At 73.3% G+C, this 21,777-nt stretch carries 17 protein-coding genes and 1 riboswitch; of the genes, 11 read left to right on the forward strand and 6 right to left on the reverse strand.

Annotation, left to right across the window (positions count from 1 at the left end; translation table 11 throughout):
- Positions 1-19: 19 nt before the first annotated feature.
- Positions 20-2,716: a DNA topoisomerase (ATP-hydrolyzing) gene (locus ACFYPD_RS18835; protein ID WP_387115588.1), complete on the forward strand. Its 2,697-nt coding sequence runs from the start codon at positions 20-22 to the stop codon at positions 2,714-2,716.
- Positions 2,717-2,857: 141 nt separating this feature from the next.
- Here ACFYPD_RS18835 and ACFYPD_RS18840 read toward each other — a convergent pair whose 3' ends face one another.
- Positions 2,858-4,195 (reverse strand): uracil-xanthine permease family protein, encoded by a 1,338-nt coding sequence (locus ACFYPD_RS18840; protein WP_387114741.1) that lies wholly within the window; start codon positions 4,193-4,195, stop codon positions 2,858-2,860.
- Positions 4,196-4,306: 111 nt separating this feature from the next.
- Complete coding sequence (locus ACFYPD_RS18845; RefSeq protein ID WP_387114744.1) at positions 4,307-4,945, reverse strand: alpha-ketoglutarate-dependent dioxygenase AlkB; 639 nt, start codon at positions 4,943-4,945, stop codon at positions 4,307-4,309.
- Between the two features lie 128 nt (positions 4,946-5,073).
- On the opposite strand from ACFYPD_RS18845, the gene ACFYPD_RS18850 reads away from it, so the two are divergent.
- From ACFYPD_RS18850 to ACFYPD_RS18870, 5 genes are all read left to right on the forward strand, one after another.
- Positions 5,074-6,279, forward strand: a complete 1,206-nt coding sequence (locus ACFYPD_RS18850; protein WP_387114747.1) for an acyltransferase family protein — start codon at positions 5,074-5,076, stop codon at positions 6,277-6,279.
- A 171-nt stretch (positions 6,280-6,450) separates the two neighbouring features.
- The gene (locus ACFYPD_RS18855) at positions 6,451-6,858 is read left to right on the forward strand and encodes a hypothetical protein (protein ID WP_387114750.1); all 408 of its coding nucleotides are present in this window, start codon (positions 6,451-6,453) and stop codon (positions 6,856-6,858) included.
- Between the two features lie 155 nt (positions 6,859-7,013).
- Positions 7,014-7,799, forward strand: coding sequence for a hypothetical protein (locus tag ACFYPD_RS18860; RefSeq protein ID WP_387114753.1), 786 nt, complete (start codon positions 7,014-7,016; stop codon positions 7,797-7,799).
- Positions 7,800-8,169: 370 nt separating this feature from the next.
- A riboswitch (cyclic di-AMP (ydaO/yuaA leader) is annotated at positions 8,170-8,311 on the forward strand.
- 200 nt (positions 8,312-8,511) lie between these two features.
- Positions 8,512-9,354: a C39 family peptidase gene (locus ACFYPD_RS18865; protein WP_387114756.1), complete on the forward strand. Its 843-nt coding sequence runs from the start codon at positions 8,512-8,514 to the stop codon at positions 9,352-9,354.
- 107 nt (positions 9,355-9,461) lie between these two features.
- On the forward strand, positions 9,462-10,214 hold the full coding sequence (locus tag ACFYPD_RS18870; RefSeq protein WP_387114758.1) for an alpha/beta fold hydrolase: 753 nt from the start codon (positions 9,462-9,464) through the stop codon (positions 10,212-10,214).
- Positions 10,215-10,222: 8 nt separating this feature from the next.
- Here ACFYPD_RS18870 and ACFYPD_RS18875 read toward each other — a convergent pair whose 3' ends face one another.
- The 4 genes from ACFYPD_RS18875 to ACFYPD_RS18890 form a co-directional block, all read right to left on the reverse strand.
- Positions 10,223-11,908 carry a CDP-glycerol glycerophosphotransferase family protein gene (locus tag ACFYPD_RS18875; RefSeq protein WP_387114761.1) on the reverse strand — a complete coding sequence of 562 codons (1,686 nt, stop codon included), beginning with the start codon at positions 11,906-11,908 and terminating at the stop codon, positions 10,223-10,225.
- Positions 11,909-11,930: 22 nt separating this feature from the next.
- Positions 11,931-13,442: a D-ribitol-5-phosphate cytidylyltransferase gene (locus tag ACFYPD_RS18880; RefSeq protein WP_387114764.1), complete on the reverse strand. Its 1,512-nt coding sequence runs from the start codon at positions 13,440-13,442 to the stop codon at positions 11,931-11,933.
- Positions 13,443-13,578: 136 nt separating this feature from the next.
- Positions 13,579-14,379 (reverse strand): ABC transporter ATP-binding protein, encoded by an 801-nt coding sequence (locus tag ACFYPD_RS18885; RefSeq protein WP_387114767.1) that lies wholly within the window; start codon positions 14,377-14,379, stop codon positions 13,579-13,581.
- Entirely contained in the window at positions 14,372-15,277 is a 906-nt protein-coding gene (locus ACFYPD_RS18890) for an ABC transporter permease (RefSeq protein WP_387114770.1), read from the reverse strand. Before ACFYPD_RS18890 ends, ACFYPD_RS18885 begins: the two co-directional genes overlap by 8 nt.
- 161 nt (positions 15,278-15,438) lie before the next feature.
- On the opposite strand from ACFYPD_RS18890, the gene ACFYPD_RS18895 reads away from it, so the two are divergent.
- From ACFYPD_RS18895 to ACFYPD_RS18915, 5 genes are all read left to right on the forward strand, one after another.
- Positions 15,439-16,071 (forward strand): TetR/AcrR family transcriptional regulator, encoded by a 633-nt coding sequence (locus ACFYPD_RS18895; protein WP_387114772.1) that lies wholly within the window; start codon positions 15,439-15,441, stop codon positions 16,069-16,071.
- A gap of 156 nt (positions 16,072-16,227) precedes the next feature.
- The gene (locus tag ACFYPD_RS18900; RefSeq protein ID WP_387114775.1) at positions 16,228-17,337 is read left to right on the forward strand and encodes a DegT/DnrJ/EryC1/StrS family aminotransferase; all 1,110 of its coding nucleotides are present in this window, start codon (positions 16,228-16,230) and stop codon (positions 17,335-17,337) included.
- Positions 17,334-18,362 (forward strand): Gfo/Idh/MocA family protein, encoded by a 1,029-nt coding sequence (locus ACFYPD_RS18905; protein ID WP_387114778.1) that lies wholly within the window; start codon positions 17,334-17,336, stop codon positions 18,360-18,362. Before ACFYPD_RS18900 ends, ACFYPD_RS18905 begins: the two co-directional genes overlap by 4 nt.
- Positions 18,359-20,041 carry a glycosyl transferase family 1 gene (locus ACFYPD_RS18910; RefSeq protein ID WP_387114781.1) on the forward strand — a complete coding sequence of 561 codons (1,683 nt, stop codon included), beginning with the start codon at positions 18,359-18,361 and terminating at the stop codon, positions 20,039-20,041. The genes ACFYPD_RS18905 and ACFYPD_RS18910 overlap by 4 nt, the downstream gene beginning before the upstream one ends.
- 47 nt (positions 20,042-20,088) lie before the next feature.
- Positions 20,089-21,708, forward strand: coding sequence for a glycosyltransferase family 4 protein (locus ACFYPD_RS18915; RefSeq protein ID WP_387114784.1), 1,620 nt, complete (start codon positions 20,089-20,091; stop codon positions 21,706-21,708).
- Positions 21,709-21,777: the final 69 nt, after the last annotated feature.

Below are 21,777 nucleotides of genomic sequence, written 5' to 3' on the forward strand. Positions count from 1 at the left end.
CGCTGCCGTACTCGCCGAGATGCTTCTGCCCTGGGTGCGGGTCGGCTACAAGAACGACGGCCTGCGGCGGGTAGTGGAGCAGGGGTACGAGTACGGGGGCAAGCAGGGCAACGATCGACTGCCGATCCGGCCGGTGATCGAGGAACTCACGGCGGCTCACCAGGGCGGCGGCTGGTTCGTGGATGAGAACGGCAAGTCCTTTCGAGCTTCGCTGTCGGGGGCCGGTAGCAAGGTCCGTTACGGCAAGGACCGCAACGGCGTGCCGCTTTCGGAGCGATCATTCCCTCTCTGGCGCGCCGAGCGGGACGGCTGGGTTCGCAAGCTCCACCGAATCGGCTCGCCGCTTGCCAGCCGGCTCGAAGGGCTGTCGGGTCATTCGTTCCTTCGTGTTGTCTCGGTGGAGGCCGCCGATCCCGCCACCACGTACGACATTCAGGTCGGGTCGGACGAGCACGCATTCGTCGCCGAGGGCTACGTCGTCCACAACTGCATGGGCAAGTACCATCCGCACGGCGACACCGCCATCTATGACGCCATGGTGAGGCTGGCTCAGGACTTCTCCCTCAATGCGCCGCTCATTGACGGGCATGGGAACTTCGGAAGTCCGGATGACGGACCGGCGGCGGCGAGGTACACCGAGGCCCGGATGTCCCGCGAGGCCATGCTGCTCGTGGGCGAGCTGGGCGAGGACACCGTCGACGTCGAGCCCAACTACGACGGCTCGCTGACCCAGCCCACCGTGCTGCCGGCGGCCTTCCCCAACCTGCTGGTCAACGGCGCGTCCGGGATCGCGGTCGGGATGGCCACCAACATGATCCCGCACAACCTGGCCGAGGTGGTCCACGCGGCCCGCTGGCTGATCAACCACCCGGACGCCACGCTGGACAAGCTCATGGAGTTCGTCCCCGGCCCCGACCTGCCCACCGGCGGGCTGCTGCTCGGCCTCGACGAGGTGCGCCGGGCCTACGAGACCGGGCGCGGCGTGGTGCGGATGCGGGCCCGGGTGCAGACCGGCCCGCTGGAGGGAAGCCGTGGCCGGCAGGCCATCACGGTCACCGAACTGCCCTACGGGGTGGGCGCGGAGAAGGTCATTGCCGCCATCACCAACGAGGTCAACAAGACCAAGCGGCTGACCGGCATCGCCGACGTCAAGGACCTCACCGACCGGGAGAACGGCACCCGGCTGGTCATCGAGTGCAAGGTCGGGGTCAACCCGCAGGCGCTGCTGGCCGACCTCTGGCGGCTCACCCCGCTGGAGCAGTCCTTCGGCGTGAACAACCTGGTCCTGGTCGACGGCCAGCCGCAGACCCTGGGGCTCAAGGGGCTGCTGGAGGTCTTCCTGGCCCACCGCTACGAGGTGGTCACCCGGCGCAGCGCGTACCGCAAGCGCAAGCGCGAGGAGCGGCTGCACCTGGTCGACGGCCTGCTGATCGCCCTGCTCGACATCGACAAGGTGGTCCGGCTCATCCGGGCCAGCGAGGACGCCCAGGCCGCCAAGGACGGCCTGATGCAGAAGTTCAAGCTCTCCGAGATCCAGGCCACCTACATCCTGGACACCCCGCTGCGCCGGCTGACGAAGTACGACCGGCTGGAGCTGGAGGCCGAGCAGGAGAAGCTGCGCGGCGAGATCGCCGAGCTGTCGAAGATCCTCGACGACCCGAAGGTGCTGCGGAAGCTGGTCTCCGACGAGCTGGCCGCCGTGGTCAAGCAGTTCGCCGCCGAGCGCCGCACCACGCTGGTCGACGGCGACCTCAAGGAGGTCCTGGCGGCCTCCGTGCCGGCGGGTCCGCTGGAGGTCGCCGACGACCCCTGCCAGGTCATCCTCTCCGCCACCGGGCTGGTCGCCCGGACCGCGGCCGAGTCGGAGGAGGCCGCCGAGGCGCGCCGGCGCAGCGGCCGGGTCAAGCACGACGCGGTACGCGCCGTGGTGCACTCCACGGCCCGCGGCCGGGTGCTCCTGGTGACCAGCGCCGGTCGGGCCTTCAAGATCGACGTGCTGCCGCTGCCGGTGCTGCCCGAGCAGTCCGGCACCGTGTCGCTGCGCGGCGGTATGTCCGCCGCCGAGCTGGTGCCGCTGGAGCAGGGCGAGACGGTCGTCGGGCTGGCCCCGCTCGGCCCGTCCGCCGAGGGCTCACCCGGGCTGGCGCTCGGCACCCGGCAGGGCGTCGTGAAGGTCTGCGCCCCCGAGTGGCCGGTCCGCTCGGACGAGTTCGAGGTGATCTCGCTGCGCGACGGCGACGAGGTGGTCGGGGCGACCTGGCTCACCGACGGGGCGGAGACCCTGGCGTTCGTCTCCTCGGAGGCGTCGTTGCTGCGCTTCGCGGCGTCCGTGGTCCGGCCGCAGGGCATCAAGGGTGGCGGCATGGCGGGCATCAACCTGCCGGCCGGGGCGCGGGTGGTCTTCTTCGGTGCGATCCGCACCGACGACCCGGGCCACGGGGAGCCGATGGTGGTCACCTCGACCGGCGCGACGGTCAAGGTGACGCCGTTCAAGGCGTACCCGGCGAAGGGCCGGGCGACCGGCGGCGTGCGCGCCCAGCGGTTGCTCAAGGGCGAGCTGGACCTGGCCGTGGCCTGGATCGGCCCGCGCCCGGTCGGCGCCACCGCCACCGGCGACCCGGTCGAGCTGCCCCCGGCCGGCCCCCGCCGCGACGGCTCCGGCTTCGCGGTGATGCTCGGCCCCACCGTGATCGGCCACCAGATCGATCGCGACTGACCGTCACGCGTGCGAAGGGGCCCTGCGGCTGTGCCGCAGGGCCCCTTCGCACATCCCGCCCGCCCGGTCCGCGTCGATCATGAAGTTGTTGCCCTCCGGCGTGTCGCGGCGACAACTTTATGATCAACGGGCCGAGCCGGGTCAGAGTTCGGGTTCCGGGCCTGCGTGGTGCGTGGGGGTGGTGCCGCGCAGGTGGGCGATCAGGCGCATGCCGTGGTAGATCACCAGGGCGGCGGCGGTGCCCAGGGCGATGCCGTTGAAGGAGAGGTCGCCGGCGGTCAGGGTGTAGTTGGCGGCGCCGACGATCACGGCGACCGCGGCGGTCATCAGGTTGACCGGGTCGTGGAAGTCCACCCGGTTCTCGATCCAGATGCGGGCGCCCAGGACGGCGATCAGGCCGTACAGGGCCGTGGTGGCGCCGCCCAGCACCCCGGCCGGCACGGTGAGGATCAGCGCGCCGAACTTCGGGCACAACCCGAGCAGCACCGCCGCGAACCCGGCCACCCAGTACGCGGCCGTCGAGTAGACCCGGGTCGCCGCCATCACGCCGATGTTCTCCGCGTACGTGGTGGTGCCGGAGCCGCCGCCGGAGCCGGCCAGCACGGTGGCGATGCCGTCGCCGAGGAACGCCCGGCCCATGTCCCGGTCCAGGTTCCGCCCGGTCATCGCGGCGACCGCCTTGACGTGCCCGGCGTTCTCCGCGATGAGCACCAGGATCACCGGGATGACCAGCACCACGGCCCGCAGGCCGAAGCTCGGCGCGTGGAACTGCGGCAGCCCCACCCAGGCGGCCTCCTTCAGCGTGGTGACCGCCGCCGGGTCGAGCTGGCCGAGCAGCGCGGCCAGCACCCAGCCGACCACCACGCCGAGCAGGATCGACAGCCGGGCCAGGAAGCCACGGAACAGCACCGTGGTGACCAGGATCGCGACCAGGGTGATCACCGCGATCAGCGGCTGCGCCTTGACGCCGGTGCCGCTGCCGCCGCCGTCCCAGGCCACCGGGGCCAGGTTGAGCCCGATCAGGGCCACGATGGCACCGGTCACCACCGGCGGCATCAGGGCGTCGATCCAGCGCGTCCCGGCGAGTTGCACCACCACGCCGACCAGCGCCAGCGCCGCGCCGGCCACCACGATGCCGCCGAGGGCCGCGCCGATGCCGCCGTCGGTCTTCGCGGCCAGCACGGGGGCGATGAAGGCGAACGACGACCCCAGGTACGAGGGCAGCCGGTTGCGGGTGATCAGCAGGAACAGCAGCGTGCCCAGCCCGGAGAAGAAGAGCGTGGTGGCCGGCGGGAAGCCGGTGATCAGCGGCACCGTGAAGGTGGCGCCGAACATGGCGACCACGTGCTGCACGCCGACCCCGACCGTACGCGGCCAGGACAGCCGCTCGCCGGGGTGGACCACGTCGCCGGGGGTGACGGAGCGTCCGTCGCCGTGCAGGGTCCAGGGGGACCAGCGGGAGGTGGGGGACTGGGTCATGGGTGCCCTTCGCGTCGTCAGGTGACGGGGGCGTGATCGACCCTGAGAGTTGTTTCTAGCACGGCGCCGGCCCGGGGCCGGCGCCGGCTCGGGGCCGGCGCCGGCTCGGCGTCAGGCCACCCCGGCGGGGCGGAACTGGACGCTGACCCGGGGGCCGACCGGCCGGGCGGTCTTCGGGATCGCGTGCTCCCAGGTGCGCTGGCAGGACCCGCCCATCACCACCAGGTCGCCGTGGCCGAGCGGGAAGCGCAGGCTGGTCCCCCCGCCGCCCCGGGGGCGCAGCAGCAGCGGCCGGGGCGAGCCGAAGGAGACGATGGCCACCAGGGTGTCGGTGTGCGCGGAGCGGCCCAGGGTGTCGCCGTGCCAGGCCACGCTGTCCCGGCCGTCCCGGTAGAGGCACATCCCGGCCGTCACGAACGGCTCGCCCAGCTCGGCCGCGTAGTGCCGGGTGAGCGTGTCGCGCGCCGCGGTGAGCACCGGGTGCGGCAGCGGCCGGCCGGCGCCGTACCAGCAGAGCAGGCGGGGGACGTCGACCTCGGCGTCGTACATGGTGCGGCGCTCGGCCCGCCACGGCACGTCCTGCAGCAGCGTGTCGAGCACCGCGTCGGAACCCGCCACCCAGCCGGGCAGGTGGTCGACCCAGGCGCCCCGGCTCAACTCGTGCCGGCGCAGCCGGCCGGCGAGCGGGCCCAGGGTGGGACCCTGCGCGGCGAAGTCGAGCATCGAGGGCTGGTACGCGACGTCGGACACGCCGCCGATCCTACCCCGCTCTCGAACAGGCGTACGAGGCTCGGCGGAAGCGGTCGCGCGCTGGGCGGGAACCGCGGCCCCGTGCCGCCGGTCGGCGACCCCGGAGACCACCGGGTAGGGTGCCCGGCGTGACCAGCGCCCCGGCCGCCACCCGAGCCACCCGGCTGCCGTCGTTGACCGGGCTGCGCTGGATCGCCGCCCTGCTGGTCTTCGCCTTCCACGTCGGCACCATGGGGATCATCGCCCAGCCCGACCTGAAGGCCCTGGTGGGCAAGGCGTTCAGCCTCGGCCTCTCCGGGGTCGAGTTCTTCTTCATCCTCAGTGGATTCGTGCTGGTCTGGTCGTACCGGGACGGCGAGTCGCGACGCACCTTCCTGCGCCGCCGGCTCGCCAAGATCTACCCGAACCACCTGGTGACCTTCGTGGTGGCGCTGGCCGTCATGTTCTGGTTCGCCGACCCGGTCGCCCCGTGGGCCGCGGTCGGCAACCTCTTCCTGGTGCAGGCCTGGATCCCCCGCGGCGACTACTTCTACAGCGTCAACAACGTGAGCTGGTCGCTCTCCTGCGAACTGGCCTTCTACCTCTGCCTGCCGCTGGTGCTGCCGTGGCTGCGCCGGGCCCGCACCGGCGCGCTGTGGGCCGTCGTGGTCGCCGTGCCGCTGCTCATCCTGGCCCTCTGGCCCGCCCAGCTCCTGGTGCCCGAGGAGAACCGCTGGTGGTTCACCCAGATCTTCCCGGTCACCCGCTCCTTCGAGTTCTGGCTGGGTGTGGCCGCCGCCGAGCTGCTGCGCCGGGGCCGCTGGCGCGGCCCGAACCTGACCGTGGCGAGCCTGCTCTTCGTCGCCACCTGGGTGGTCGCCGCGCTGTGGATCCGCGCCGAGTTCTGGGCGGCCCTGCTCGCGGCGGCCTACCTGCTGGTCATCACCGCGGCGGCGGACGCCGACGTGCGGGGCCGGCGCACGCCGTGGCGGTCCCGCACCATGGTGTGGCTCGGTGAGGTCTCCTTCGCCTTCTACCTGGTCCACGTGCTGGTCATGAGGACCGTGCTGCGGCTCACCGGCGACTGGGGCACCGGCCTGCGGGGGTGGTGGGGGCCGCTCGTGGTGCTCGCCTTCCTGCTGCTCAACCTCCTGGTCGCCGCGGCCCTGCACCGCTGGGTGGAGATGCCGATGATGCGCCGCCTCGGCCCGCCGCGCCGGGCCCGCCCGGCGTCGGCCACCGCCGCGCCGGCGCCGCGCGTCCCCGCCCCGCGCGCCGCCCCGACCGGGCCGGTCGAGGCCCCCGACACCCCGGCCAGACCCATCGAGTACGCCGGGCGGCGCGACCCGGGCTGAGTCTGGCGCGCCCCGCCGGCGCCGCCCGTCGGGGCCGGACTGATCACCCGCGCCCCGCCGTCCCGGCGCCCGTACCCGCGCTTTGTCCACCCTGGCCGGTGCCGTGTTCCGCGCAGTCGCGACACGCCCGGCGACGGTGCGATGTGGCGGCTTCGGCGGTAGTTTGTACCCGTGCTGCCGATCGCGCTCACCTGTCCCGTGTGGTGGGTGGCGCGCTGGACGGCCCGGACACTGGCCACCCTGGCCGTGCTCGTCGCCTGCTCGTTCGGCGCGGCCACGCTGCCGATCGGCGGGGCCGCGACCGCACCGGTGGCACCTACCGTGGTAGCCCCCGTCGAGGGTCCGACCCTCCGAGCCGGCGCCGCCGAGCAGGATTTCCGGGTCGGCGTCGACCACACCGCCGCCGTCACCGGGCAGGACCTCCGGGGCGACGCAGCCGTCGACACGCCGGCCGTGCCGGCCGGCGCGCCCGGGCCGGTCGCGGCGCCCGCGGCCGTGACCCGCGTGGCGGACCGGCCGCTCGTTCTGACCGGGCTGCTCCCGGGCACCGTCGGCTCCCGGGCCCCGCCCGTCCGCTGACCCCGCCCGCGGGCCGTCGGCCCGCGCCCGCCGCACGCACCGAACCTCACCCCGCACCCGCCCGTCGGCCGGCCGCGCCCTTGCCCGGAGCGCCCCGCCGCTGTCACGGGTCGTGCGGACCTCTCCGTCACGTCTTCCTCCGTGAGGTGCCGACCATGCCGCAGACCGTTCTCTACCACTTCCTGACCGAGGTCCCCGAGGCCGCCGCGATCTGGTCGGCCCTGCTCCTGCTCGCGCTCGGCCTGCTCGCCGTGCTGGTCGCCCGCCCCGAGCGGGACGCCGCATCTGATCCGCCCCCCGACCCGGCCGCCGAGGAGGCCGCCCGCCGGGCCGACCTGCGCCGGTACGCCGACGAGGTGGCGGTGGCCGCCGCCGGGGCCGCGCAGACCGCCCGGCGGCGCCGGGAACAGTGGCTGACCGCCCACGACGAGGCCGACCGCGCCTGGCGGGCGTACGACGAGGCCGAGACCTCCGCCCGTCGCTTCGCCAACGCGGCCGCCCTGCCCGCGCCGCACACCCCGCGCACGCCGGCCGAGTACGCGGCCCGGGAGCGCTGGCTGCACCACGCCGCGATGACGGCGCACTGGCGGGGCGACCTGACCGCCCGGCAACTCGCCGACGTGCTGGCCCACCGCAACGGGTGGAACCCGCGCCGGCACCCGGCCGAGCAGGAGATCGTCCTGGCCCGGGCCGTACGCGAGGGCCGCCGGGCCACCTGGGCGGCGGCCGCCGAGCGGGAGCGGCGGGCCTGGCGGGACGCCGAGTCGGCCGCGGAGGCGGCGCGAACCCTGGCCGCCGAGTCCCACGCGGCGGCCGCCGCGCGCCACCCCGCGGGCCACGCCGTCGCCTCGGTGGAGGGCCGGGACGACGCGGCGACGACCCGGATCCCGGTGCCGGCGGCCGTGCCCGGCGCCCGCTGGCGCCCCGCGCGTGCTGGCTGACGCCTGGGCCAGCTCGCGGTGAGACCCGTCGGCGCCACCGCCGGCCCGACCCGGTGTCATCCGACGGGAGCGGAGTCGACCGAATCGTTACCCGAATACGGTGAGCCCGGTCACCACACCGCGGAAACGGTCATCGGGGGCAGGCCGGGCGATCGACCCCCGCAATTCCGGGTCGGTCGCCACCGGATGTCCGCTTTCTGCCGGGCGGTGCCACCGTAACTGCTCGTCCCATTGAGTGAAGTCAGTGACCGAGTGTTCCGATATCCGTAGTGGTGCACGAGGTTTACGCAGGTGGGAGCGCTTGGCAGGCGAGGTACCCACCGGTAGTGTCGGCGCGTCCGGAGCGGTTTCCGATCGCAAGTGGCGACGCCGCGCCGACCCGCCTAATCGTGCTCTCACGAACCGGGGACCCACAGCAACACCGGGGTGAATCCGCGGGCCACGGCCCGCGGTAGGGCGTACTTCCCGCCCGAATCCGTCAGCTAACCCGGTCGGCGGCCACGGAAGGAGTGCCATTCCTCGTGCACACCACCCCCCGCTCGTCCCCCCGCCTCCACGGCATCGTGGTGCCGGCGCTCGCCTAACGGCGACCAAACCCGGCAACCGCCCCGACCGCCCGGCCCGCCGGGCGCTCCCTTTCCGCGGCGACCCGCCCCGCCAGCGCGCGTGAGTTCCTCCGCGCGTGGGGCCGGTGTGTGCCGCGCACGCCCCCGTGGAGGAACCCGTGAAGCATCACCTGAAGCGTCAACTGCGGCGTCTCGTGACCGAACGCCCGTACCAGATCATCGCCGGCTCGGCCGCGGCGCTCGTGCTGGCCGGCGGCACCAGCGCCGCCCTCACCGCCACCGACGACGCCCCGGTCCACCAGGAGAACACCGCCGCGGTCGCCGAGCTGGGCTCGCGGCTCGGTGAGGTCGCCAGCCGGGGCGAGGCCCGGGTCGCCGTCCCGGCGCCGTCCGCCTCGCCGAGCGCGTCGCCGTCGACCGCGAAGGCCGCGGCCAAGGCCACCACCGACCCGGACACCACCCCGAAGGCGAAGCCGAAGCCGCCGTCGACCAAGGTCCTCGACTACGAGTACCAGGCGCAGAACCAGTACTGGAACTGCGGCCCGGCTGCGGTGCGGAACGCGCTCAGCGCGAGCGGCGTCGAGACCACCCAGGAAGCGATGGCCGGCCCGCTCGGCACCACCGAGAACGGCACCAACTCCGCCGAGGACACCACCCGGGGCCTGAACCAGATGGTCAAGGGCAACCCGTACCGGACCCACATGTTCGGCGGCTCGGCGAGCCCGGCCGAGATCGACCAGCTCCAGGCGGACGTGGTCAAGGCGATCACCGACGGCCGGGGCGTGGTGGTCAACGTGGCCGGCGACGCCACCGACACCGACGGCGGCTGGCACTCGTTCCCGGGCGGCCACTACATCGCCGTGGTCGGCTACAAGAACAACGGCCGGACCGTCCGGATCGCCGACTCGGCGAACCCGGCGCTGCCCGCGTACTGGGTCAGCACCATCGACCTGGCGAACTGGGCCGGCACCCGCGGCTACTCCGCCTGATCGCACCCTTCCCGTCGGGCACCGGCTCCACCGAGCCGGTGCCCGACGTCGTCCGCGCCGGTGTCCGCTCTCGCGCGTCGTGTCCGTCCGGTGGCACACTGCGGCCTATGGGCGACGCGACGGGTACCTGCCATCTGCTGCTTCTGCACGGCATGGGCGCCACCGGTGAGGTGTGGCTGCCCTGGGCGCCGCTGCTGGAGCGCGACTGGGCGGGGCGCTGGCTCGCCCCCGACCTGGCCGGGCACGGCTGGTCGCCCCCGCTGCCGGAATACTCCTTCGAGGCCCTGGCCCGGCGGGTGGTCGAGGGGCTCGGCCCGGTGGCCGAGCGCCTCGGCCCCCGCGACCGGCTCGTGCTGCTCGGCCACTCGCTCGGCGGGGTGGTGGCGCTGGCGCTGGCCGCGCGGTCGCGGCGCCTGCCGGTCGACGCGGTGGTCGGGCTCGGGATCAAGGCCGTCTGGTCCCCGGCCGACCTGGAGAAGGCCCGCGACCTGGCTGCCCGCCCGGTGACCTGGTTCGCCACCCGGGACGAGGCGGCCCGCCGCTACCTGCGGGTCTCCGGGCTGGCCGGGCTGTTCGCCCCCGATCACCCCGTGGTGGAGGCGGGCCTGCGCCGCGAGGACGGCCGCTGGCGGCTCGCCATGGACCCGGCCGCCTTCGCGGTGGGGGAGCCCGGGCTGCCCGCGCTGCTCGCCGCCGCCGACGTCCCGGTGCTGCTGGCCCGTGGGGAGCAGGACCCGATGGTGACCGACGCGCAGCTCAAGGAACTGGGTGTCCCGGTCGTCACCCTGCCCGGCCTGGGCCACAACGCGCACGTCGAGGATCCGGCGGCCGTGCTCGCCCTGCTCGACGCGTACCTCTGACCGGCGGGTCAGGCGGTGGGGGAGGGGAGCCGCGGGGCGGGCGCGGCCGCGGCCGGCGCCAGCTGCCGGCGGGCGGCGTCGAGGAACACCTCGGCGTACGACTCGGCCGGGAAGTCGCCCAGGTAGCGGACCCGGGTGGCCCAGCGCGCCGCCTCCTTCGGGTCGGTGTCCAGCAGCTCGGTCAGCACCTCGTCCACGTTGGACATGTCCCGGCGCAGCACGTAGCCGGAGCCGGCCAGCGGGAACCGCTCGACGAACTGCTCCCCGTCGACGCCCATGTCGGTCACCGCGTACGGCTTGCCCGAGTAGAGCCAGTCGGAGATCACCCCGGAGACGTCCGAGACCAGCGCGTCGGCGCGGTTGACGCACTCGGTCAGGGTCAGCTCGCGGCCGGCCGCCGCGCCCCACAGGTGCGGTCGCCCGGTCCTGGCCTTGTCGGCAGCGAGCAGCTCGGTGAGGCGGGCCAGCTGCCGCGCCGAGACCGGGTTCTGCGTGGTGTACGGGTGCGCCCGCAGGATCACCGTCGCCCCCCGGTCGAGCAGCCGGCGGATCACCGTCTCGGCCACCGGCAGCGAGCAGTAGTCGGCGTCGGCGTGGTGCCCGGTCCAGGTGGGCGTGTAGAGGACGGTCGGGTGGGCCAGGCCGGTGACCGGCTCCCGGCGTACCTCGATCGCCTCCACCTGGGGGCGGCCGACCACGACGAACTTCTCGGCGGGGATCTCCACGCCGGCCCGGGCGTACCGCTCGATCGCCGCCTGCCCGGCCACGAAGATCTTGTCGAAGATCGCCGAGACCGGGTTGGCGCTGGGCGCCTTGTCGCTGTCGCCGTGGTGCAGCTGCACGTGGGTGAGCTGCGAGAAGCGGATGCAGTGGCTGTTCTTCGCGCCGTGGTTGACGTAGAAGGCCGCTCGCAGGCTCGGCACCAGCGCCTCGTCCATGGTCTTCAGCGTGGGGCAGAAGACCACCGGCGCGCGGGTGGCGGCGGCCACGGTCGGCAGGAACTCGGGCTCGCGCAGCAGCACCAGGAACGGCCGGCCGATCCGCTCCAGGTAGGGCAGCCACATGGTGACCTGGTACTCAGAGCCGGGTGGGGCGGAGAAGTAGAGCAGGAACTCGGGCTGGTGCCGGCGCAGCGCCCGGCCCACCGGGCCGCCGCCGGCCGGCGGCCGGAACCGGCGCCGGGCCAGGTCGAGGCCGACCGCGCCGCAGCCCGCCCCGACCAGCAGCGCGGCGACCAGGGCCACCCAGGCGGGCAGGGCCAGGCCGGCGGCGAGCGCCACCACGGCGAGCAGCACCAGCAGCGCGTCGCCGAGCCGTGCGGCGACCAGCGGGGTCCAGGACCGGACCGGCAGGTTGGCCGCCCGGATCTCCAGCGCGCCGGCGTCGCGCAGCGGCCCGACCAGCAGCACCAGGCCGAGCAGGACCAGCGCGGTGGCCGCCAGCGCCGGGTCGAAGCCGGCGTCGAGCCGGCGGGCGTAGCCGACCAGGATGCCGGCGGCGACCAGCACCGACTCGGCGAGGCCGTCGGCGGTCGGCCGGACCCGGCGCTCCCAGGCGGCGGCGGCGAGCGCGGCGACCGCGACCGTCAGCCCCCAGCCGGTCGCCCCGGTGAGCGCGACGACGAGGAAGGCCAGCACCGCCAGCCCGGTGGTCAGCATCCGGGCGAGCAGCTTCCGGACCAGGTCACCGCGCATCTGGCTCGTCCCGTCCCGCGGCTCAGGCGTCGATGCCGGTGGGCAGCTGCTCGGACTGCTGTGCGCCGGCCTGGGCGGGCACCGCCGCCACCGGCTCGCCGGGCGCCCGGCGGACGTCGATCACCTGACCGGTCAGCTCCGAGATCAGCACGTCCAGGGAGGCCTGGGCGACCGCCTCGGCGGAGAGCAGCGTGTGCTCCGGCTCCTCGCCGAACGCCTTGGTGCGCATCGGGGTGGCGGTGCGCTCCGGGTTGACGCAGTTGACCCGTACGCCGAATTCGGCCCACTCGTCGGCGAGCGCCTGGGTCAGGTTGACCAGCGCGGCCTTGGTGGCCGAGTAGAGCGCGTAGCGCGCCCGGCCCCGGGTGTAGGAGCTGGAGGTGTAGAGGAGCAGCTGGCCCTTGGTCTGCTGGAGGTAGGGCAGCGACTGCCGGGCGATGGTGACCGGGCCGACGAAGTTGACGTGCAGGAGGCGGTCCATCGTCTCCTCGTCCATCTCCGCCAGGGCGCCCTTCTCCAGGATCCCGGCGGTGACCACCACGTGGTCGATCCGGCCGGTCGCCTCGAAGGCGGTCTTCAGCGCGGCGGCGACGTCCTCGGCCCGCTCGACGTGCGTGCCGGTGGTGGAGCGGCTGAACGGGAAGACCTGGGCGCCGTAGCGGCGGGCCAGTTCGGTGAGGTCGTGGCCGATGCCGTAGCTGCCGCCGAAGACCACGATGGTCCGGCCGGTCAGCTCCTCGGTGTAGCCGCGGTGGTCGCTGACCTTGGGCACCTGGGCGGCGGCGAGCTGGAAGAGCTTGTCCGCCAGGTGCACGTCGACCGGATGGGTCACCTTGATGTTCTCGTCCGAGCCGTCGATCACCTTGATCGGCGTGCCGGGCAGGTAGCGCAGCACCACGCCGCAGTCGTCGGTGGCGGCGAAGTCCGGGTCGCCCTCGGCCCGCCGGTACGCCTCACGGATGGTGCCGGAGCGGAACGCCTGCGGGGTCTGGCCGCGGCGCAGGGTGGCGCGGACCGGGATGTCGGTGATGCACTCGTCCTGGTCGACCTGGATGATCGTGTCGGCGGACGGGATTGCCACGTCCACCGCCGAGTAGGTCCAGAGCGCGTTTACGCACTCGCGCACGATCCGGGCGCTGACCAGCGGGCGCACCGCGTCGTGGAAGAGGATGTTGACGTCGCCCTCGCCGGCCGCGTCCAGCGCGATCCGGGTGGTGTCGTTGCGGGTGTCCCCGCCCTCGATCACCTTGCTGACCTTGCGGAAGCCCGCGTTGGCGACGATCCGCTGCGCGTCGGGCACGTGGCCGGCGGCCATCAGCACGATGATCTCGTCGATCTCCGGCGCGGCATCGAACACGGCCAGGGTGTGCTCGATGATCGGCTTGCCGGCGATCTTCAGCAGCTGCTTCGGGATGCCCAGCCCGAGACGCGTCCCGGTCCCCCCGGCGAGGATCACGGCCACCGTCCGCGAGGGGCGCCAGGGTGCCGGGCTCGCCGGCGCGGCGTCCGGTGCGGGGGTGCGGTCCTGCGTCATTGCCGTTCCTCACTTCTGCGGGGTTTGGGGCGTCGGTGACCGGGTGGTGAATTTTGGGCGGCGCCGAGGGAAACCTTAACGCGTACGACGGAGCGCACCGACCCGGGCGAGCCCGGACCCGGTGCGCTCCGGACGGCTACTTCTGGTTCTCGTAGGCGTCGCAGACCTCCTGGGTGGGGCCGTCCATCTTCAGGACGCCGCTCTCCAGCCAGATGGTCCGCTCGCAGGTGTCCCGGATCGAGCCGATGGAGTGGCTGACCAGGAAGACGGTGCCGGCGCCGTCGCGCAGCTCCCGCACCCGCTCCTCGCTGCGGGCCCGGAACTTCCGGTCGCCGGTGGCCAGCGCCTCGTCGATGAGTAGCACGTCGTGCTTCTTCGCGGAGGAGATGGCGAAGCGCAGCCGGGCGCCCATGCCGGAGGAGTAGGTGCGCATCGGCAGCGAGGCGAAGTCGCCCCGCTCGTTGATCCCGGAGAAGTCGATGATCTCCGGCGCCAGCCGCTTGACCTCCTCCGGCGGCATGCCCATGGCCAGGCAGCCGAGCACCACGTTGCGCTCGCCGGACAGGTCGTTGAGCAGCGCGGCGTTCACGCCGAGCAGCGACGGCTGGCCCTGCGTGTAGACCGCGCCCCGGGCCGGCGGGAGCAGCCCGGCGATGGCCCGCAGCAGGGTCGACTTGCCGGAGCCGTTGCTGCCGATCAGGCCGATCGCCTCACCCTCGTACGCGGTGAAGCTCACCCCCTTGACCGCGTGCACCTCACGGATGTTCGGCGCGTTGGTCCGAGACACGATGCGCTTGAGGGCGGAGACCGGGCTCGTGCCCCCGGTGGCGCCCTTGTGGATCTTGTAGATCACGTGCACGTCGTCCACCACGACGGTCGGGACGCGTCCCGCGTCCACCACGGCGGCGTTGCCCGCCGGCTGGGTCTGGTCAGCCACGGCCGTACTCCTTCTCTCCGCGCCAGAAGTAGACGAATCCGCCGACACCGAAGACCGCCGCCCAGATCACGGCGAGGGTCCACAGCCGCAGCGGCGAGGAGGCGATGTGCGCCGGGTACGCCGAGTCGAGCAGCGCGTAGCGGGCCAGCTCGATGTAGACCAGGATCGGGTTGGACTCCAGGGCGGTCGCCGCCCAGCCGGGGAGCCGGTCCTCGAAGAGCTTGACGCTGTAGAGCACACCGGAGCCGTAGAGCCAGGTCCGCAGCACGAACGGCATGACCTGCTTGAGGTCGGTGACCTTGGAGCCGATCCGAGCCATGATCATGGTCAGCCCGACGTTGAAGATCGACTGGAGCAGCAGCATGGGCGCGATCAGCAGCCAGCGGAAGGTGATCGGCTCGCCGGTGAACAGCACGATCCCGGCCAGCACCACCATCGACATGAGCAGTTGCTGGAGCTGCACCAGGGTGACGGTGATCGGCAGCGCGGCACGCGGGAACTGGAGCGCCCGGATCAGCCCCAGGTTGCCGGTGATCGCGCTGGTGCCCTGGAGTGCCGCGCTCTGGGTGAACGTGAAGATGAAGACACCCGTGCAGAGGTACGCGATGAAGTTCGGCACGTGCCGGTTCTGCGAGATGATCACGCCGAAGATCAGGTAGTAGACCGCCGCGTTGGTCAGCGGTGTCAGCACCTGCCAGAGCTGCCCGAGCTGGGTGTTGCTGAACGACGAGGCCACCTTCGCCCGCGAGTACGCGGTCATGAAGTGTCGGTAGGCCCACAGCTTGCGGGCGTACTCGGCCAGAGGCGGGCGTTCCCCGGCGACCCGCAGCCCGTACCGCTGGGCGAGCTGGGCCCGGGTCAGCCCGGATGCGGGGTCGGCCACCGCGGTGTTGGCCATGGTCAGGCGCTCCGATCTTTCGTGCCGATGGGGAGCAGGGAGATGTGTCGCGGCGTGAAAATCTAGCGTGGCCGGGCGGGGAGGTGCCTCGCTGATGCGTGGAAGGTAGTCCAAAACACGTCGGGACGCAACCGTACCGTCGTTGCGCTACATTGTCCCACGTGACGACCGAGAAGAGGCGTGCCCCGGCCGGTGCGGCGGTGCTGCGGGGGGAGATCACCAGTGCCATCCGCGCCGCCGTGATGCAGGAGTTGGCCGAGGTCGGCTACGGCCGCCTCTCCATCGAGGCGGTGGCCCGCCGGGCCGGCGTCAGCAAGACCGCGATCTACCGCCGCTGGCGCTCGAAGCTCGACCTCGTGCTGGACATGGTCTCCGCGGCGGCGGGCCGCAACCTGCCGCTGCTGGACACCGGGAGCCTCCTGGGCGACCTGGAGATCCTGCTCCACGTGATGGCCCGTGCGCTGCGTCACCGCCTGGCCTCGCAGATCATTCCGGACCTGCTGGCCGAGGCGGCCCGCAATCCGCAGATCGCGGAGAAGCTCCAGGCCGCCCTGGACGACTACCAGCAGGCCATCGGCCGGATCCTGATCGGCCGGGCGGTCGAGCGGGGGGAACTCTCCCCGGACACCGACCGGCGCGCCGCGGTGGACCTGATCGTCGGTCCGGTCTACTGGCGGATGGCCATCTCCCGGGCGCCGCTTGATCTCGAGGAGGTGCCCCGACTGGCCTCCGCGATCGTCGCGGCCCTCCGGGTAGCATGCTTGGGGCCTGTCCGCGGCGAGGTGGAGGTGTGACCCCCGGGTCCCGGTCCGCGGTCCGCCAGTCGATCATGAACAACAGGACACATCTGGTCGGACATTGGTTGCGACCGGGTTGTTTTCAGCATCAACCGCTACCATCCCCCAAACCGTCCCCCCCACATGAGAACCCTGTCGACAGGAGGAAGCCCCATGGTCGGGCCGCACCCAGAGTTCATTCCCCCAGCACGACCGATCATCGGTGAGGCCGAGATCGAGGCGGCTGTCCGGGTGCTGCGGAGCGGCCGGGTCGTGCAGGGCCCCGAGGTCGCGGCGTTCGAGGAGGAGTTCGGCGACCTGGTCGCCGGCCGGCACTGCGTCGCCGTCAACTCCGGTACCTCCGCGCTCCAGCTCACCCTGATGGCGCTCGGCTTCGGCCCGGGTGACGAGGTCATCGTGCCCTCGTTCTCCTTCGCCGCCAGCGCGAACGCCGTCCGGCTGGTCGGCGCCGTGCCGGTCTTCGTGGACATCGAGCCGGGCAGCTTCTGCATCGACCCGGAGGCCGTCGCCGCCGCGGTCACCCCGCGTACCGTCGCCATCATGCCGGTGCACCTCTACGGTCACCCGGCGGCCATGGACCAGATCATGGCCATCGCCGAGCGGCACGGCCTCGCCGTCGTGGAGGACGCCGCCCAGGCGCACGGCGCCACCCTGCACGGCACCCCGGTCGGCGCCTTCGGCACCGCCGGCTGCTTCAGCTTCTACCCCACGAAGAACATGCACGCCCTGGAGGGCGGCATGGTCACCACCGCCGACGCCGAGCTGGCCCGCACCCTGCGGCTGCTGCGCAACCAGGGCATGGAGCAGCGGTACGCCAACGAGATCGTCGGCGCCAACATGCGGATGACCGACGTGGCCGCCGCGATCGGCCGGGTGCAGCTCACCCAGCTCGCCGAGTGGACCGAGCAGCGCCGCGCCAACGCCAAGTTCCTCGACTCGAAGATCACCGGGATGGTCACCCCGCCCGTGGCGGACGCCGCCAAGCACGTCTACCACCAGTACACGGTGCGGGTGCAGGGCAACCGGGACGCGGCCATGGCCCGCCTCACCGAGCTGGGCATCGGCAACGCGGTCTACTACCCGACCCCGATCCACCGCCTCAAGCCCTACCTCGACTCCGAGGGCAAGCCGGGCCCGTGGGACCTGCCGGAGACCGAGCGCGCCGCCGCCGAGGTGGTCTCGCTGCCGGTGCACCCGTCGCTCAGCCCGGCCGACCTGGAGCGGATCGCCGAGGGCGCGAACCTCGCCGGGGGTGCCCGATGAGCGAGGCCCGCAAGCTGCGCGCCGGCCTGATCGGCCTGGGTGCGATGGGGCGCAACCACGCCCGGGTGCTGTCCAACCTGGACGGCGTCGAGCTGGTCGGCGTGGTCGACCCGGCCGGCGACGTGACCGGCACGCTGCGCGCGCCGGTGGTGCCCACGCTGGGTGACCTGCTGGCCCTGGGCGTCGACTACGCGGTCGTCGCCTGCCCGACCGCCCTGCACGAGCAGATCGGCCTGGAGCTGGCCGCCAACGGGGTCTGCGCGCTGATCGAGAAGCCGCTGGCCCAGTCCGTCGAGGCCGCCACCAAGCTGGTGGAGGCGTTCGAGTCCGCCGGCCTGGTCGCCGGCGTCGGCCACATCGAGCGCTACAACCCGGCGCTGCAGAGCCTGCGTACCCGGCTGGAGGCCGGCGAGCTGGGCGAGGTCTTCCAGGTCGTCACCCGGCGCCAGGGGCCGTTCCCGCACCGGATCGCCGACGTCGGCGTGGTGATGGACCTGGCCACCCACGACATCGACCTGACCGCCTGGGTGACCGGCCGCGAATACACCTCCGTGTCGGCCCGGACGGTCTCCCGCAGCGGCCGGCTGCACGAGGACATGGTCGCCGTGGTCGGTCAGCTCTCCGACGGCACGATGGTCAACCACCTGGTCAACTGGCTGAGCCCGCTCAAGGAGCGGTCCACCGTGGTCACCGGCGACAAGGGCTGCTTCGTCGCCGACACGCTCACCGCCGACCTGACCTTCTACGCCAACGCCGCCATCGACACCGAGTGGGAGGCGCTGCGCGCGTTCCGCGGTGTGGCCGAGGGCGACATGGTGCGGTACGCGATCCCGAAGCGGGAGCCGCTGCTGGTGGAGCACGAGCGTTTCCGCGACGCCGTCGAGGGCAAGCAGAGCGACATCGTCACCCTGCGGCAGGGTCTGCGGACCGTGCAGGTGGCCGCCGGGCTCCTCGAGTCCGCGTCCGACGGCAAGGTCGTCTCCGTCGCGGCCGCCGGGAGCGACGCGGAGCCGGCACTGCGATGAGCCCGGCGCCGGTTCGGCGGACGGTCTCCGCGGTGAAGCGGCGGCTGCCCCGGCGGTGGCGCATCGCGCTCCGCCGGGCCGCCGCCGGCACGCGGCCCTGGGCGACCCCTTCGGTACGCGAACTCTGTGAGCTGCCCGCCGGCAAGCCGCTCCTGGTGCACGTGGGCGGGATCGCGAGCGACCGGGCGCTGGCCGGCGTGGTACGCGCCCTGGCCCGGTTGCCCGAGTTCCACCTGGCGCTGGTCTGCGGCGAAGCCGAGCGGGCGGCGGCCCAGGACCTGATCCGCCGGGCCGGCAAGGCCCGGCGCCGGGTCCATGAGGTGCCGCGCCCGCGTACGGTGACCGCCGCGTTCCTCGCCTCGGCGGACGTGGCCGTGTTCGGGTTCGAGCCGGACGCCGGTCTCGCGCTGCTCGACACCTGCCTCGCGGCCGGGCTGCGGGTCGTCGCGGCGGACAGCCGGGTGGTCCGCGAGCACCTGGCTCGGCACCAGGCCGGCGACTTCTTCGCGCCCGGCTCGTTGCCCTCCTTCGCGAAGGCGGTGGAGCGGGCCTGGCAGCGCGGCGGCGACGAGATGCCCGCACCGGAGGAACCCCCGGCCGCGCCGGTCGAGGCCGGCGCCCCGGGGCCCTGGCGGGCGCTCGGCGCCGGTCCGGTCCGGTTGGGGCTGGGCACCGCGAACTACGCCGGGCAGCTCTCCGCCCTGGCGGTGGCGATCACCGCCGCGCGGGCGGACGTCGGCATCGAGCTGGTGATGGCCAAGCCACCGGCCACCTATCGCTACCCGGCCGACCGGTACCTGCACTACCCGGGCGAACACCGGCTCGACGTGCAGATGGAGCAGGCCCGGCGGGTGCTCGGCTGGTACACGCACCTGATCGTGGACGCCTTCCGCCCGGTGCTCGGCCGGGTCAACGGCGACGACATCTCCGCGGACCTGGCCGCGCTGCGCCGGGCCCGGCTCAAGGTCGCGCTGCTGGCGCACGGCAGCGAGATCCGCCATCCGGGCGCGCACCTGGAGCGGCACGCGGAGTCCGCGTTCCGGGACGCGCCGGAGGAGCTGCGTGAGCGGCTCACCACGGTGGCCGAGCGGAACCGGCGCACCGCCGAGGAGAGCGGCCTGCCGTTCTTCGTGACCACCCCCGACCTGCTGGACGACGTGCCGTTCGCCACCTGGGCGCCGCTGATCGTCGACGTGGACGGCTGGGCCTGCGACCGCCCGGTGCTGGAGCGCGCCCGGCCGGTGGTGCTGCACGCGCCGTCGAAGCGGTGGACCAAGGGCACCGACCGGCTCCTGCCCCGGTTGCAGGAGCTGCACGATCGACGGATCATCGAACTGCGCCTGGTGGAGGGTCTGCCGCACAGCGAGATGCGTCGCCTGGTGCAGGACTGCGACATCGTGGTCGACCAGTTGGTGATGGGTAGTTACGGCACCTTCTCCTGCGAGGGGATGGCCGCCGGCAAGGTCGTGGTGGCGTACGTCAGCGAGGGGCCGCACCGGGCGGCCGGCGTCCAGCCGCCGATCGCCAACGCCACGCCCAGCACGCTGGTCAAGGCGATCGAGTCGCTGCTCGACGACAGGCCCGCCGCGGTCGCCCTCGCCGCGGAGGGCGCGCGTTACGTCCGTGACCACCACGACGGGCGACGGACCGCCGAGGCCTTCGACGCCTTCCTCCGGTGACCCGTCGGCCGCCCGTGCCCCGCCCCGTCAACGAGGAGAAGCACCCGATGCAAGCAGGCCCGAATAGCGATGCCCGACCGACCCGGGGACGGGTGGTGATGCTGGTCGACAACGGCGTGCACGGCGACTCCCGGGTGCAGAAGGCCGCCCGGTCGGCGGCGGACGCCGGCTGGGAGGTCTTCCTCCTCGGCATCCGCAACGCGCGCTCCGAGTCGCTCAACTGGCGGATCGGCGACGCGGAGGTGCGGCTGCTCCGGGTGCCGAAGCCGCTGCACCGGCTGCCCCGGGAATACAGCCGCTCGCTGCGGGGGCCCCTGGCCTACGCCTCGACCACCAAGGCCGCCTACCGCGTCCAGGAGATCAAGGCCTGGCAGGCCGACCTCTACGAGCGCCGGGTCCGCGCGCAGGCCCTCGGCGGCGGGCTCCCCGTCGCCGTGGGCCGGGCGGCCCAGCTGCCGTCCCGCGCCGCCGCCACGGCGCTGGCCCGCTGGGTGCGGTTCCGCAGCGGGGAGACCCGCCGCCTGCGCAAGGCCCAGGCCGACCCGGAGGCGCTGCTCAACCGGCTGTCCATCCGGTTCTGGCAGAGCGTGCTGGGCGACCGCAGCTGGCGCCGGCTGGACCCGGGCCTGTGGGACTTCGAGCTGGCCTTCCGGACGGCGATCGACGAGCTGGAGCCGGACATCATCCACGCCAACGACTTCCGGATGCTCGGGATCGGGGCGCGGGCGACGCAACGTGCCCGTGCCGCCGGCCGGGAGACCAAGCTGGTCTGGGACGCCCACGAGTTCGTCGGCGGCATCACCGGCCGGGCCGACAACCCGCGCTGGCTGCCGGCCCAGATCGCCTACACCGCCGAGTACGCCGCCTACCCGGACGCCGTGGTGACGGTCTCCGACACCCTCGCCGACCTGCTCCAGGAGACCCACGGCCTGCCCGAGCGGCCGGCCGTGGTGCTCAACGCGCCGATGGCCCCGCCCGCCGAGGCCGACGGCGACGTGCCGGATCTGCGGGCGCTCTGCGGCATCGACGACCGGACCCCGGTGCTCGTCTACGCGGGCGCGGTGAACCCGAGCCGCGGCTGCCAGATCATGGTGGAGGCGCTGCCCGAACTGCCCGAGGTGCACGTCGCGTTCGTGACGATGAACCCCAACGGCGACAACCAGTTCTCCGAGGAGTTGCGGGAACGGGCCGTCGAGCTGGGCGTCGAGGACCGGGTGCACCTGCTGCCGTACGTGCTGCACTGGCAGGTCGTGCCGTTCCTGTCGGGGGCCGACGCGGGGGTCATCCCGATCCACCACAAGCCCAACCACGAGCTGGCGCTGATCACGAAATACCTGGAGTACTCGCACGCCCGGCTGCCCATCGTGGTCAGCGACGTGAAGACCATGGCGCAGACCGCCCGGGCCACCGGTCAGGGTGAGGTGTTCACCGCCGAGGATCTGACCGACTACGCCCGGGCCGTGCGGGCCGTGCTCGCCGACCCGGAGCGCTACCGGGCCGCCTACGACAAGCCCGGCCTCCTGCAGGCCTGGACCTGGGAGGCCCAGGCCCGGATCCTCGACGAGGTGTACAGCTCGCTGCTGGGCGTTCCCCCGGCCGGCGGGGCACGTCCCCCGTCGGCGCGTCGACCCGAGGACGACCGGGAGTTGGCGGGCACCGCGCGCTGACCTGCACCGACGCTTCGGCCGGCTCCCCCACTCGGGGGAGCCGGCCGAAATGTTTCCCGTGCCGCGCGT

Origin of the sequence: Micromonospora sp. NPDC005299 (genome assembly GCF_042872345.1) — a bacterium.
Lineage (GTDB): Bacteria > Actinomycetota > Actinomycetes > Mycobacteriales > Micromonosporaceae > Micromonospora.

What these genes read in the sequence shown, in the direction of transcription:
- ACFYPD_RS18840 (WP_387114741.1), bottom strand. Translation starts at nt 4,195, where the DNA reads ATGACCCAGTCCCCCACCTCCCGCTGGTCCCCCTGGACCCTGCACGGC.
- ACFYPD_RS18890 (WP_387114770.1), bottom strand. Translation starts at nt 15,277, where the DNA reads ATGGCCAACACCGCGGTGGCCGACCCCGCATCCGGGCTGACCCGGGCC.
- ACFYPD_RS18900 (WP_387114775.1), top strand. Translation starts at nt 16,228, where the DNA reads ATGGTCGGGCCGCACCCAGAGTTCATTCCCCCAGCACGACCGATCATC.
- ACFYPD_RS18860 (WP_387114753.1), top strand. Translation starts at nt 7,014, where the DNA reads ATGCCGCAGACCGTTCTCTACCACTTCCTGACCGAGGTCCCCGAGGCC.
- ACFYPD_RS18870 (WP_387114758.1), top strand. Translation starts at nt 9,462, where the DNA reads ATGGGCGACGCGACGGGTACCTGCCATCTGCTGCTTCTGCACGGCATG.
- ACFYPD_RS18910 (WP_387114781.1), top strand. Translation starts at nt 18,359, where the DNA reads ATGAGCCCGGCGCCGGTTCGGCGGACGGTCTCCGCGGTGAAGCGGCGG.
- ACFYPD_RS18835 (WP_387115588.1), top strand. Translation starts at nt 20, where the DNA reads ATGCTTCTGCCCTGGGTGCGGGTCGGCTACAAGAACGACGGCCTGCGG.
- ACFYPD_RS18915 (WP_387114784.1), top strand. Translation starts at nt 20,089, where the DNA reads ATGCAAGCAGGCCCGAATAGCGATGCCCGACCGACCCGGGGACGGGTG.
- ACFYPD_RS18875 (WP_387114761.1), bottom strand. Translation starts at nt 11,908, where the DNA reads ATGCGCGGTGACCTGGTCCGGAAGCTGCTCGCCCGGATGCTGACCACC.
- ACFYPD_RS18905 (WP_387114778.1), top strand. Translation starts at nt 17,334, where the DNA reads ATGAGCGAGGCCCGCAAGCTGCGCGCCGGCCTGATCGGCCTGGGTGCG.
- ACFYPD_RS18880 (WP_387114764.1), bottom strand. Translation starts at nt 13,442, where the DNA reads ATGACGCAGGACCGCACCCCCGCACCGGACGCCGCGCCGGCGAGCCCG.